The sequence below is a fragment of the Georgenia sp. X1117 genome (assembly GCF_057784635.1).
Genome location: NZ_JBYMUV010000002.1, coordinates 23,804 through 37,597 on the forward strand (window position 1 = coordinate 23,804; position 13,794 = coordinate 37,597).

8 protein-coding genes and 2 pseudogenes are annotated in these 13,794 nt (G+C 71.3%); 5 read left to right on the top strand and 5 right to left on the bottom strand.

Annotation, left to right across the window (positions count from 1 at the left end):
* Nucleotides 1-248 precede the first annotated feature (248 nt).
* Nucleotides 249-659 (top strand): TnpV protein, encoded by a 411-nt coding sequence (locus AC3D3D_RS15200; RefSeq protein WP_463663535.1) that lies wholly within the window; start codon nucleotides 249-251, stop codon nucleotides 657-659.
* A gap of 176 nt (nucleotides 660-835) precedes the next feature.
* Nucleotides 836-5,683, top strand: coding sequence for a helicase-related protein (locus AC3D3D_RS15205; RefSeq protein ID WP_463663534.1), 4,848 nt, complete (start codon nucleotides 836-838; stop codon nucleotides 5,681-5,683).
* Here the strand turns inward: AC3D3D_RS15205 and AC3D3D_RS15210 are convergent.
* Nucleotides 5,680-5,988, bottom strand: a complete 309-nt coding sequence (locus AC3D3D_RS15210) for a hypothetical protein (RefSeq protein WP_463663533.1) — start codon at nucleotides 5,986-5,988, stop codon at nucleotides 5,680-5,682. The genes AC3D3D_RS15205 and AC3D3D_RS15210 overlap by 4 nt on opposite strands.
* Nucleotides 5,989-6,013: 25 nt before the next feature.
* Nucleotides 6,014-7,087, bottom strand: coding sequence for a hypothetical protein (locus AC3D3D_RS15215; protein WP_463663532.1), 1,074 nt, complete (start codon nucleotides 7,085-7,087; stop codon nucleotides 6,014-6,016).
* Nucleotides 7,088-7,519: 432 nt separating this feature from the next.
* On the opposite strand from AC3D3D_RS15215, the gene mobC reads away from it, so the two are divergent.
* From mobC to AC3D3D_RS15230, 3 genes are read left to right on the top strand one after another with little or no spacing between them, the layout of a single operon-like run.
* Complete coding sequence (gene mobC, locus AC3D3D_RS15220) at nucleotides 7,520-7,951, top strand: plasmid mobilization relaxosome protein MobC (RefSeq protein ID WP_463663531.1); 432 nt, start codon at nucleotides 7,520-7,522, stop codon at nucleotides 7,949-7,951.
* Nucleotides 7,948-9,546 carry a relaxase/mobilization nuclease domain-containing protein gene (locus tag AC3D3D_RS15225; RefSeq protein ID WP_463663530.1) on the top strand — a complete coding sequence of 533 codons (1,599 nt, stop codon included), beginning with the start codon at nucleotides 7,948-7,950 and terminating at the stop codon, nucleotides 9,544-9,546. The genes mobC and AC3D3D_RS15225 overlap by 4 nt, the downstream gene beginning before the upstream one ends.
* Nucleotides 9,539-10,360, top strand: coding sequence for a coiled-coil domain-containing protein (locus AC3D3D_RS15230; protein ID WP_463663529.1), 822 nt, complete (start codon nucleotides 9,539-9,541; stop codon nucleotides 10,358-10,360). The genes AC3D3D_RS15225 and AC3D3D_RS15230 overlap by 8 nt, the downstream gene beginning before the upstream one ends.
* Nucleotides 10,361-10,382: 22 nt before the next feature.
* On the opposite strand, the gene AC3D3D_RS15235 is transcribed toward AC3D3D_RS15230, so the two are convergent.
* The 3 genes and pseudogenes from AC3D3D_RS15235 to AC3D3D_RS15245 form a co-directional block, all read right to left on the bottom strand.
* Entirely contained in the window at nucleotides 10,383-10,808 is a 426-nt protein-coding gene (locus AC3D3D_RS15235) for a DUF4913 domain-containing protein (protein ID WP_463663528.1), read from the bottom strand.
* Nucleotides 10,805-12,133 (bottom strand): annotated as a pseudogene (locus tag AC3D3D_RS15240) (type IV secretory system conjugative DNA transfer family protein); the annotation flags it as partial. The pseudogene AC3D3D_RS15240 and the gene AC3D3D_RS15235, both read right to left, overlap by 4 nt.
* Nucleotides 12,134-12,388: 255 nt before the next feature.
* Nucleotides 12,389-13,150 (bottom strand): annotated as a pseudogene (locus AC3D3D_RS15245) (LAGLIDADG family homing endonuclease); the annotation flags it as partial.
* Nucleotides 13,151-13,794: the final 644 nt, after the last annotated feature.

Sequence of the window (13,794 nt, forward strand, 5' to 3'; positions counted from 1 at the left end):
GGTGTACCCTATCGATACACCACCGGCTCGCGCCGGACGCCAGGGGAGGGGTCATGCCGCTGCACAGGAGCCACCTCGACGGCCTCGAGCGGAAGCTTGCCGCCACCCGGCCCGAACGTGGACATGCTCCGTTAGCGTGGGGTCCACAACCGGGCAGGGGGGCCACGTGCCGCGACGAAACCGTGACAACGAGGGGCAGCAGGCGTTCGACCTCGATGCCCTGTGGGGACTACCGGAGGCGGACCGAGATGACCAGCTACGCGCAGCAGGCCGAGCACCTGTGGAGATCGACGGCGCCGGCCGCGTACGAGGCCCTGGCGGACAGGGCGACCTTCTTTCAGAGCTTGGGCCAGCAGGCCGAGCAGATGATGAGCGAGCTGGAGCCGCAGATCGCGGGCCCGGACCAGCCGGGCGAGACGTACCTGGAGAAGGTGGGCCGGCTGAACGCGGCACGGATGCAGGCCGAGGAGATCGTGCGCAGCGAACTGTTGATGCCGCCGGCCGTGGAGGAGGAGCAGCCGACGGCCGCGGAGGACCGAGCCGCGCAGGAGTACTTCGAGATGCAGAAGGACCTCTTCCTGGCCCGGGAGAGCGAGGAGGACCGGATGGAGGCCCGCAGGGCGGCCGAGCAGGAGGACGCGACCACCCAGCGTCGGTAGCCGCGCAGAGCCGCTACCGTCCCTCGCGGGTCACGCCGGCCGCCCCCTCGGGCGCCCGCGCCCGGATCGACGCCAACATCGAGGCGCTGACGATCCTGCGCTCACTCCAGGCGGCGGGCCGGCCTGCCGAGCACGCCCAGAAGGTCGCCCTGGCCCGGTGGAGTGGATGGGGCGCGGTGCCGGCGGTCTTCGACGACAGCCGGCCCGAACACGACCAGGACCGCCACCAGCTGCGCGAGCTACTCAGCGAGAGCGAGTACGCCGCGGCCCGACGCACCACGATCAACGCCCACTACACCGCTCCGGCCTACGCCGCGGGGATGTGGGACGCGCTGGAGCGCCTGGGCTTCGCCGGCGGAAACGTACTCGAGCCGGGCGCCGGGGTGGGCACGTTCATCGGACTGGCGCCGGACGAGGCCCGGATGACTGGCGTCGAGCTCGACCCGATCACGGCCGCCATCGCCGCACACATCTACCCCGAGGCCCGCATCGAGGCCGAGTCCTTCGTGGACACCCGGCGGCCGGCCGGCCACTTCGATCTGACCATCGGCAACGTGCCATTCGCCGACGTCACGCCCTACGACCCCACGCACAACGCGCGCGGGCACAGCCTGCACAACTACTTCATCGTCAAGGCGCTGCATCTGACCCGGCCCGGGGGCATGGTCGCCGTGCTCACCTCCTCCTACACCCTCGATGCCCAGAACCCGGCCGCCCGGCGCGAGATGAGCGAACTGGGCGACCTCGTGGGGGCGGTGCGCCTGCCCACCGGCTCACACCAGCGCACCAGCGGCACCCAGGCCGTCATGGACCTGGTCATCCTGCGCCGGCGGGACGAGGGTCAGCAGCCTGCGGACACGGCCTGGGAGACCGTGCGGGAGGCTGAGCTGCCCGGCGGGCGGGCGCGGATCAACCGGTACTTCCTCGACCACCCCGAGCACGTCCTTGGCGAGCTGCGCGTCGGGGACGGTATGTACGGCTCGAGCACCCTCCAAGTGGTCAACGACCAACCCGAGCATGTCGGCGAACAGTTCTCTGCCCGCCTGCACGACATCACCGATCGCGCGCGAGAGGCCGCGCTGACGGTCGACACGACCGCGAGCGCGCCGGCCCGGGACGCAGCGGCGTGGGTGCCCGAGCCCAGCGCAGAGTGGGAGGGGCACATCGCCCGCACCGACGACGGGTTCACAGTCGTCAGCGACGGCGTCGCCATGCCGTTCGCCGTGCCCGGCGTCCAGGGGCGCCAGGCCAAGGCCGGCTCCCAGGCCGAGGAGATGGCCCACCTCGTTGAGCTGCGGGACCACGCCCGCACCGTGCTGGAGCTGGAAGCAATCCAGCGCGAGGACACCGACGAGCTGGCCGGAGCCCGCACTGAGCTGCGGGACAGCTATGCCCGCTATGTCGCGCGGTTCGGCCCGATCAACCGCTTCTCGCAGACCACCTCCAGCCGGCGGGACGCAGCCGGGGACCCCATCGTCATCCGCCGTGTGCCACCCGCGGTCGGCAAGTTCCGTCGCGACCCCTTCGCGCCGCTCGTCGCCGCGCTGGAGGTCTTCGACGAGCAGACCCAGCAGGCCACGCCGGCCGCCATCCAACACAGCCGCCAAGTCGCCCCGCGCCAGCCGGTGCTCGGCACGGACAGCGCCGAGGACGCCCTGGCCGTGACCGTGGAGGACACCGGCCGCGTCGATCTCGACCGGATCGCGCACCTGCTCGGCACCGACACCACCGAGGCCCGTCAACGGCTGGGCACCAGCGTGTTCGAGGTGCCGGGCACCGACGAGTTGGAAACGCGAGCCGCCTACCTCTCGGGCAACGTGCGGCACAAGCTCGCGGCGGCCGAGGCCGCGGCCGGTGAGGACGAGACCTACCGGGTCAACGTCGACGCGCTGCGCGAGGCGTTGCCTGAACCGCTGCGGATGGATGAGGTCGAGGCCCGGATCGGCGCGGTGTGGATCAGCCCAGCCGACCACGAGCGGTTCCTGCGCGAGCTGGTGCGCGACGAGTCCGCGACCGTGGCCGGCGCAGGATCTTCCTGGGAGGTCGCCGGCGGTCGGTACAGCCTGCTGGCCACCGATCAGTGGGGCACCGACCGGATGCCCGCGGGCGCGCTGCTCGAACGGCTGCTCGAGCAGCGCAGCATCGTGGTCAACGACCACACCGAGGACGGCAAGAGCATCCCCAACCCCGAGGCGACCGCGGCCGCCCAGGAGAAGGCGGCACTGCTCCAGGAACGGTTCTCCGAGTGGGTGTGGGAAGACCCCGAACGCGCGGCCAGGCTGCTGGAGGAGTACAACGAGCGGTTCAACGCTCTGGTGCTGCGTGACTACACCGCCGAGGGTCAGGCCCTGACCCTGCCGGGGATGGCCCGGACGTTCAGCCCCCGGCCACACCAGCGCGCCGCGGTGGCCCGGATGCTCGCCGAGCCGGCCACTGGACTGTTTCACCAGGTCGGTGCCGGCAAGACGGCGGAGATGGTCATGGGAGTCATGGAGCTCAAGCGGCTCGGCATGGCCCGCCGGCCGGCGGTGGTGGTGCCCAACCACATGCTCGAGCAGTTCACCCGCGAGTGGCTGGCGATCTACCCCGGGGCTCGAATCCTGGCCGCGTCGGTCGACGACCTGGGCCGCGATCGCCGGCGAGCGTTCGTCGCCCGCGTGGCCACCCACGACTGGGACGCCGTGGTGATGACCCGCACCGCGTTCGAGCGGCTCCCGCTGAGCCCGGAGGAGATGGCCAAGTACAACGCCACCGAGGTCGATCTTCTGCGGGCGGCCACCCAGCGCGCCCAGGAGGCCGGCAGCGGGACTGCGGGCCGCTCCCTGGTCAAGCGACTGGAGAAGAAGACCGCCCGCGCCGAGGAGAAGCTGCGCCAGCTCCAGGACAAGGCCAGCGACCCGGGCATCAGCTTCGAGGAATCCGGGATCGACTACCTCGTCATCGACGAGATGCACGACTACAAGAACCTCACCACCCCGACGAACATCGCTGGCGCGGCCATCGACGGTTCCAAGCGCGCCACGGACCTGCACGCCAAGATCGACTACCTCCGCCGGCGCGAGGGCCGGCGGGTGATCACCGCGGCCACGGCCACGCCGATCGCGAACTCGGTCACCGAGATGTACGTGATGCAGCGGTACCTGCGGCCCGACCTGCTCAGCGAGGCCGGCATCGAGGACTTTGACTCCTGGGCAGCCACGTTCGGCCAGGTGGTCGAGGGTATGGAGCTCACGGTCGCCGGGGGCGACCGGTTCAAGATCAAGGCCCGGTTCGCCAAGTTCCAGAACGTGCCCGAGCTGCTGAAGATGTCCCACACCTTCGCCGACGTCAAGACACAGGCCGACCTCGGCCTGCCCGTCCCGACGCTGGCGGCCCGCGGCCCCGGCGGCGAACGGGCACCGCAGCTGATCGACGTCGATCCCACTCCCGAGCTGAGCGACTATGTCCACGACATCGGCGATCGCGTGGATCGGATCGCCGCCCGCGGGGTCGACCCGAGCGTGGACAACATGCTCAAGGTCAGCAGCGACGGGCGTCGTGCCGCGCTGGACATGCGCCTGATCGACCCGGACATCGTGCCCAGCGGCGCCAGCAAGGTCGACGTGGCGGCCGACCTCATCGCCGGCGTGTACCACGAGACCAAGGACCAGCCTTACCTCGACGTCGACGGTCAGGAGGAGGCCACGCGGGGGGCGTTGCAGCTGGTGTTCTGCGACCAGGGCACACCCAACGAGCAGTGGAACGTCTACGACGCGCTGCGCGAGGAGCTCGCCGCCCGCGGCGTGCCGGCCGACCGCGTGCGGTTCATGCAAGAAGCCACCAACGATGCCCAGAAGGCCCGACTATTCGCCGCCGCTCGCGCCGGCCACGTCTCCGTCCTGGTCGGGTCCACACAGCGCATGGGCGTTGGCACGAACGTCCAGAAGAGGGCCGTGCACCTGGTCGACCTGGACGCCCCCTGGCGTCCGGCGGACGTCGAGCAACGCCACGGCCGCATCCTGCGCCAGGGCAACCAGAACGACGAGGTCCGCATCAGCCAGATCATCACCGTCGGCTCCTTCGACGCGTTCATGTGGCAGGGCCTGGAACGCAAGTCACGGTTCATCAACTCCGTGATGAAAGGCCGGCTCGACGTCCGCGAGATCGAGGACATCGGGGAGAACACGCTCAGCTTCGCCGAGGCGAAAGCGATCACCTCGGGCAACCCGCTCGTGCTGGAGAAGGCCAATGCCGACCGGGAACTGACCCGCTTGACCCGGCTCGAGCGCGCCCATCAACGCAGCCAGCACACGCTCCGATTCACCGTCACCGAGGAGACCAAGGCCAAGGCCCTGGCCGAGGGCGACGTGGTCTCCCTCGAGCAGGCCGCCGCTGCGACCCGGGAGACCGCGGGAGACAAGTTCGTCATCTCCCTGGGCGGCCAGCGATACACCGACCGCGCCGCAGCCGGCGAGGCGCTGGCCGCCTGGGCGCAAAGCCGGCCCACCATGTCCACGCGCGTGCGCTGGGGAGGTGAACCGGAGATCTTCGCCGAGCTCGGTGGTCACCATCTCTCGGTCCGACTGATGACCGCGCTCGGCGACAAGATCCCCGACGTCGAGCTCGCCGTCGCCGGCGTCCCCCGCTCTCAACACACCATGTCGCTGGACACGTTCCGGGCTGGGGGCGTCGGCGCGATCCGGACACTGGAGAACCGCGTGCGCGCGCTCCCGCAGATCGCCGAGCAGACCCGGCGCCGCGCCGAGCAGGCCCAGCAAAAGATCGACGACGCGACCCAGATGCTCGCGGCACCCTTCAAACATGCCGAGGCGCTGGAGGTCGCGCGCGCCGAGGTGGCGCGCGTGGACGCGGCGATGGCTCAACACGCCGCCGAGGACCCGGCCCCGACACCGCACCAGGAACCCGTCAGCGGCGCACGGCTGACCGCGCACAACGCGGCCCCCGGCACCTCGACGCGCACGACGACGCACGCGCGACCCTCGCACGGGACCGGTGCCGCCCCCGTGAAGGGGCTGGAGCGCTAGACCTCGGGCCCGTCAGGCGCCGGCGCCTCGGCCGGTGCCGCGGCCCGGCTGGCCGGGGCCGACCGGGAGCGCCGCGACCGCGCCTTGGTACTGCTCGGAGCCGGCAGGCCGGCCCGACGCAGCTCGGCACTGCTCCAACCACCACTGAGCGCCGCCTTGTGCGCCTCCGCGTAGGTGCGCTCCATCGTCGTCAGCTCCTCGCGCGCACGGTCCAGCCGGGCCGAGACCTCCAGCAGCTCACGTGCCAGCCCCATGCGCTCGTCGAGCACCTGGCGCAGCTTGTCCTCGCTGCTCGTCCCGTTCATCGCTGCCTCCATCGAAGGTGTGTCGTCATCGCTCCAGACCGTCCTCGTGCGCGGTCCCGCTTTGCGGCCGGGCCGAGTCCTGCCCGTGTCCCGTCCGCGTCACGCCCGGTGCGCTGGAGAACCCGCGCACGTGATTGGCCCGGCTCTCCTGGAACCGGGCCTCCGCGCTCGCCAGGGCCCTTTCCGCCTCCTGGGCAACGCCCTCCCGCACGACGTGTCCGCCCACGCCCTGCTCGACCGCCTGCTGCACAAGCGAAGCCAGCTCGTTGTGCTCGGGCAGGTGGGACAGGACCGTCAAGGTCCGCAGGCTCCTTCCGAGGGACAGGTGCGCCGCGGCCGCGGCCGTCGCCCCGACCTCGCCGCGCAGCGCCGCTGGGACACGGCGGAAGGTCTGCACGAGCGCGTCGACGTGCTCGGGCCTCTCCAGGCTGCTGGCCAACAGGTGATCGCGCACCGCGCGTTCCTGATCAGACGCCGCCATCGCGACGACCTCGAAATCCGCCACCTCCCGGACCCCTCGGGGCACGGTCAGCCGGCCCAGAGCCTCGCGTGCCATGAGCACGCGGTCCGTGGGTGAGGCCGCCTCGTATGCGCGCCGACGATCCGGGTCGAACGCCTCAAACGCCGGCTCCGGCAGCGGAGCGAAGCTCGCTGCCTGCGCAGCGCGAGTGGGCGCCGGTGGCGGTGAGCCTTCGACGATCAGCTCGATGTCCGGCGCCGGCAACTGCGCCGGCTCCGACCAGGCACCGCCCGGACCGCACACGCGGTAGGTCTCGCCCTCGACGTGCGTGCGCACGATGGTCAGTGCCGGGTCGATGCGCCCCAGCGCCTCGGCCACCTGCGTCGCGTGCTCGGCTCCATCCGGGCCGTAGCCCGAGACGATCGCGGACGTCGGACGCGGGTCCAGTCCCGCGTACGACGCCTCGGCAATCCGCTCGGCCTCACTGTCGACGAGCGTCACCCGATCGGTGCCGTCGTCGGACGCGATCCGCAGGCCGTCAGCCTGCTGAGTCACGACCGTGACGTTCTGTGCTGAAGGCTGATAGCCCAACTCCCACGGCAGCTGCGCCAGGTAGCCGGGAAGGTCGAACGCGGTCACCGCGCGTCACCATCCAGGTCCACGTGCACGCCAAGGGCGTGCACCACGTCCGCCGCACCCACCCCACGCGCGTCCCCCGCGGCGGCGAGCCGGTCGCGCATGGCGTCCTCGACCGGCGACCCGCCGGCCGCCCCATCTGTCTCCCGCGGGCCCCCGCCTGAACCTTCAGCACTCATCACTGCGCTCCCTTGTCGCTCGATCGATGCCGAAGGCCCGACTGAACCGCAGCCCCCCCGGCCGGTACGTACCACCGATCCTACCGTCGAGCACCCACCCAAGGCCACCCCACCACGCAACCTCCACCCGCTAGCAAGTTAAAGACATACCCGGGGTATGTCGGCTCGCGGCTCGACTTCCGTCGTCGGCCGCGGCACACTGGTCGTGTGGTCCCCGATGGATGGGGGTCGCTGCGCTGGGCCGAAGGAGCACACGATGGGTACGCAGGACCGGGGATTCCTCGCTCGTCGCCGGCGAGCCAATGTGCCGGCCGGCGAGGGCCGCGTGCGCCACGAGGTCGTGGTCAGCCAGGCCGAGGAGCTGCGACTTGCCGCGGCTGCGCAACGGCAAGGAGCGACCGTGCCGCGGCTGCTCGTGGAGGCCGGCCTGGCCGTCGCCGACGAGGAGACCGTGGGTGTCCCACTCGCGCAGCGACGAGAGCTGTACGTGGAGATGTTCAGCGTGAATCGGAAGCTGGCCGGCGTTGCGAACAACATCAACCAGGTCGCCCGCCAGCTCAACTCACGAGACGACTTCACCCACACCGAGGCGGCACAGCTCATCGAAGAAGGCCGGCTGCTCTACGCGCAGATGCGCGCACTCGTGATGGACCTCGAAGGCATCAGCGACGACGTGGCGGCGACATGATTCCCAAGGTCATCCACGGCGACAGCATGCAGCGGCTGATGCGCTATCTCGTCGGCCCCGGTGAGGAGAACGAGCACACCAACCCACACCTGGTCGCCGGCAGCGACGGCGTGATGGCGTGGTGGGACGACGCCGAGCTAGATGTTCACGACGCCCGCGAGATCGCCGCCCGTTTGGACAAGCCGCGCAAGCTGTTCGGCACCCAGGTCACCGACCCCGTCAAGGGTTTCGACAAGGTCGCCGGCGAGAAGGTGACCGTCGGACACCGCAAGGCGGACGTGTGGCACTGCCCGCTCTCCGCCGCCGCCCAGGACGGCCGCATCGAGGACCAGACCTGGGCCGACATCGCGCACCGCTTCGTGGAACTGATGGACTTCAACGACGGTGTGCGCTCCGACGCCCGTTGGGTCGCGGTGCACCACGGACAGGGCAAAGGGGGCATGGACCACATCCACCTCGTGGTCACCCGCGTGCGCGAGGACGGGACCAAACTCAACACCCACCGCGACTTCCAACGCGCACAAGATGCGTGCCGCACGATCGAGCGCGAGTTCGGCCTGCACGTGATCGACGGACGCGACCACGACCGCGGCCAGAGCGCCGTCAGCCGCGCCGAGCTGCGACGGGCCAACGGCGCCGAGCCCGACCGACGCTGGCTCGAGCGCGTGGTCAGTGGCGCTGCGACCGCCTCGCGCACCGAGGATGAGTTCGTCCGGCGCGTGCGCGCCTCCGGCGCACTGATCCGACCCCGGTTCGGCAAGGGCGGCCAGCACACCGTCACCGGTGTCGCCTTCGCCCGACGCCCCGCCAAGGGTGGACGGCCAATCTGGATGGGTGGCGGCACGCTCAGTCCCGACCTGTCGCTAGAGAGGATGCGGCGCGGCTGGACCGAGACCCAGACACCCGCCGCACTGGCCGAGTGGCAGGCCGCCTGGCGAGGCACCAAGCCGGTCGGCCGCGGCCGCGAGGTCGAGACCCCCAGCGAGCAGACACGGCAGCGGGCGGCAACCGAGCTCACCGCCCTGGCCGACAAGCTGCGCACCGTACCGCTCGAGGACCGCCAAGCATGGACCCAGGTCGCCCGCCAGGTCGGCGGCGCACTGGCCGCCTGGTCCCACCGGCTCGAGCCCGAGCCGGGGCCGCTGGCCGCGGCCTCCCGCAAGATCCGCAGCTACGCACGCACGCACCGCGAGACCGCACACGAGGGCCGGCCACGCGTGGACCTGAGCGTGCAGGCCCATCTGTTCAGCGCCGTGGCCCTGCGGCCCGACACGGCGGGCGCCGACCTGGCCCTGATCAAGCAGCTCACCCGCACGCTGCGCGCCCTGCACGACGCGCAGGAGGCCGGCCAGGAGGCCCGCTCCGCGGCCCTGACAGCCTCAGCCGTCAAGGAGGACCTGCGAGCCTGGCGCGCCGAGCGTCGAGAGACGCAACTGGCCGCCACCCCGCAGGGCGAGCAGGCGTTGAGCGCCGCCCGCGTCGCCCGTCAGGGCACCGCGCCGCTCCAGGCGCCCATCCCGGGCGCCGTGCGGCCCGACGCCACCACACCGTCACCGACACAACCAGCAGTCGAGCAGGGGAGCAGTCGTGAGTGAGAACCCGGACAACGATTTCATGGACCGTGGCGAGCGTGATCTGCGCATGCTCGTCATGGCCATAGCGCAAGCCACGGAACGGTACTCGCAGGAGATCCAGCGGCTGCGCGACCAGCAGCGCCGCGGCTCAGAGGAGGAGGCCCGGCGCGCCAGCGAGCAGCTGGCCGCCGAACAGGAAGCGTTCCGCGCCGCCAGCGGCCTGGGCCGCAACCAGGAGTTCTGGGACAACCTCACCGAGGAGCAGGGCACCACGATCTACGCCCGCGCCCAGATCTGGCGCGAGCACGACCCCGAGGCCGCGCGCGTGGCCGACTACGTCCGTGAACACATGCAGCAGCGCTGGAACCTTGACCCCGAGGAGCTACTGCGTCAGGCGCGCGAGGAGAACAACCGGGCCGCCTCCGAGGAGGCGGAAGCTCAGCAGGCGGTCAACGAGGCCGACACCGCTCAGCAGCGGGAGGAAGCCGCGCGCGAGCAGCAGGACGCTGAACGGCAGCAGGACCGTGACGGCGATGGACTGCCGGACCAGGAGAGCACCATCACCGATGCCGACATTGAGGCCCTGACCCGAGAGACCACACAGGCCGACACTGAGGCCGACCGCGGGTGGGACAGCTCCGAGCGGCGCGAGAAGCTCTCCGAGAGCCTGCGCTCCCAGGGCCACTCCGAGGAAGCGGTGAAGTCCCGCATGACCGCGGACACCGGCACCGGGCAGTCCCCACAAGAAAGCCTCGGACACGCGCACAAGAAGGGCCGGGCCCACACCGCCACCCGGGGCACACCCCGTGCGCGGGACATGGGCGTGGGGCGCTAGTCCGATCTGGCTCGCGTTCCCGTTAGGACAACAGTCCTGCCGGCGGCGTCCCCGGCAGGTGCCCGGTGCGGCGCCGGCGGTGGCCCCGGTCCGGGTCGCAGCCCTTGAACGGGCCGTCCTGGCTCATCAGCTGGGCCATGTGCGGGTCGAGGTGGTCGCGCAGCCACGTCGATGGGCCCAGGGAGCCGTCCTGACGTAGGTGCTCCCACGCCCGCCACAGCGCGTCGAGGCGGTAGACCGCCTCGGCGTGCAGCCACCACTCCGGGCACCACAACCGGCCCCCGGCCACGTCTCGCTCGTAGAGCTGGACGAACCAGCCCTCGTACCACTCCCCCAACGAGGGAAACAGCAGCGTCGGCTCCGACTCATCCCCGCCGGCCTCGCTTGCTTTCGTCTCGGGCTCAGCCGCTTCCGCGTCGTCGTCCCAGCCCTCGTCCTGCTCGCTCACACCGCGCTCCTCCCCTGGCTCGGACGCCACTCATCGAGCGGATCGGCCTCCCTCTCCGGGCCGACGTCGGTCGGGAACAGCGCCTCCGGCGCCTCCGGCGTGGCAGCCGAGGGCGCCACCCCGCCCGGCTCGTGCGCGGCGATCGACGCCCGCACCTGCTCCGCCTGCGGGCCCGCCATCCACGGAATCGTCTCCAACAGCGCCGGCGGGGCACCCGAGGCGAACAGGATCGCCCGCCCGCGCGGCAGAGCCGCGAGCTCGGCCACATCCAGGATGTCCTTCGTCCGGCCGCCCGGGGTCCGGCTCCTCGAGCGGCCCCCACGGCCCGACGAGATCGAGACCTGATCCAGGTCGCGCGTACCGATCAGCTGGCGCAGCTCGCCGAGGAACTCCGCCTCGGACACGCCACCGCCATAGACCCGCACGTTCGCCGCGGACCACAGCTTGCGCATCCCCTCTCGTCCCCACACCTCCACGCCCTGGGACCAGGACTGCAGGATCGTCATCATCACGATGCCCCGCGAGCCGTAGTGGCTGTACAGGTTGGGCAGCTCGCGCCACCGCACGACATTCGCCGCCTCGTCGAGCACGCAGACCATCGGCGTCGCCAGCCGGCCCCCCGGCGCCGTCTTCGCCGCCTCCTCGGCCGCCTCGGTCACCGCCGCGGTCAACGCCGTGACCAACGGGCCGGCACTGCCCCGGCCCTCCTTGGACAACGAGTACAGCGACTGCTTCGACCGCACGAAGGCGGCCGGCACGAACTCCTCGCGCGCGCCGGGCGTCACCCACCGCGTGGCCGCGCGGTTCGTCAGGAACGACGCCGTCTGCTGCGCCGACCCGTACACGCCGGCCCGCTGCTTGTCCGGCGCCTGGATGATGGCATCGACGTTGCCAGCCACCAGCGGGTACCCGGCCTCCTTGAGCAAGATGACCGGCTCGTCATCGGTGGGCCGGGTCAACCAGATGTACACCTCAGTGATCGGCCGCTGCCCGACCGCGGCCGCGAGCAGCAGACCGGCCAGCAGGTCGCTGGCCGCGGAGTCGAAGTACGCATCCGTGCGGGCGTTCGGGTCGCGCCCGGCCGAAACGAAGATGTCAGCCAGCATCGCGGCCTTGACCTCATCGGTCACATACGTCAACGGGTTCCACCACCACCGCGGCGGCTCGTCAACGATGCCCTGCGGGTCAAACACCCACACCCGCTCCCCCAGCTCCGCGCGCACATCCCGCGTGGCGTCGACCAGGTCCCGCTTGTTCGACGTCGCCAGCACCGCCCCCGGAGCAGCCAGGATCGCCGGCACCGCACGCGCGGTCGTGTTGTGCGTGACGATGCACTCCTCGGTGACGTACAGCTGGTCGGGAGCATCGACGGAGATGCACACCATCTCCGCCTCGCCCTCGGGCTCGATCGCCGTGATCGCACGTACCGGCACCGCGTGCCGCCGCCGAGTGGCCCTTGCCTCCCACCGCTGCCGCTTCCGGGTCAGCCAGAACGGGGACTCCCCACCAACCGGCAGCCGGATATGCAACCGCCACGACCACGCGCACGCCGTCTCGCGGCGAGCGCTAGTCACGGTTCCGCCCAGCGCCTGAACAAGGAACCGGATATCCGACGCGAGCCGCTCGGAGGAGGTCGAGTACTCGATTGCCCCGTGAGCGTCGATCGACCCGTCGGTGTCCAGCAGGCCTGCCAGCAGCGCCCAACGATCCACCACCGGGGCCAGCAAGTAGCGCTCGGGGATGAACTTCGTCAGCGCCGTGTGGCCCATCAACTCCAGCTCGCGCAGCGCCGCGATCACCGCGTTGCCCGCCGTGCCCGGCCGGCGGCGGAGTCGGTAGTCGTACTCCGTTCCGGGCACCGGGACGATCTCGACCTGCGCCGGCAGCCGTGGCTGCAACAGGTCAAGCATCTCCTGGTCGGCGGTGGTGAATCTGACCGAGGACGTGCTCATGCCGCCGTCGCCGAGCAGCGCGCCCAGCAGGTACGCGTCGAGTGGGAGCGCCCTGTCGGCGCGACTCTCTCGCTCCAGGACCCCGGCTGCCCGGCGCTGACCGACCGGACCCGCGTCGGGCCGCAGCCCCCGGTTGTTCCCCTTGCCGGCGGTGGGCGTTGGCCGGCGCTCGATGCCCACCGGCAACGGGCCCTCGAAGGCAACCGGTCCGACGATGGGCAGGTAGTACTTCGCTCCCCCCGACGGACGGCGCAGACCGTTGGCGAGCAGCTGGGCCGTCGTCCACTCCCGCCACATCGCCGGCCGCACCTTGTCCGCTCGCAGCTTCGGTCGCACCGTCCACAGATGCTCCGCATCGCACACGATCGACGTCCCATCTGACAGGTGCATCCGATATGCCGGACGGACACCCTGCGGGTACACGCCCGTCACCGTGTGTGCCTGACCATCCCGCCCGATCACACGGCACCCACGTGCGAGCTCACCGATCGGCGTCCACCCGTGTGGCGTGAGCACCTTCGTCGATCTCGGCAGAGCTTTCCCGGTGCGGGGCCCCCAGATATCCACGGACACGTCCTCCCACCCGTGGTAGAGCAGCTGACCCGAGCGCACCGACTTCCCGATCGGCAGACCGGGCGAATCGGCCACCCCGAGCCGGGCCGCCGACGCAGAGGCCCCCTTGCCCGTCAGGTGGCGCACGTCCCGGCCGCGCGCCAGCTGCTTGGCCGCGTCATCGACCCGCGAGCGCTTCGCCCGCCGCCGGCCCAGCAGCAACACCGCCACCACGACCAGCAGCGCCAGCACCACGACGATCGCCACCAGCACCGCCGTGGCCTGCCACGGCCAGCCCACCTCCCCGCGCACCAGACCGATCACCAGCTCGACCGGGTTCGCCGGCGGCGCCGCACGCCCGGCCAGCGCCGCCCCCGCGTGCGCGCCCACCCAGGTCCCACCCACGGCCAGCAGCAGCACGCCCACAGCGATGGCGAGGACCACCGCCTCGTCGCTGTCGCCCGCCGACCGGCGATCCCCCG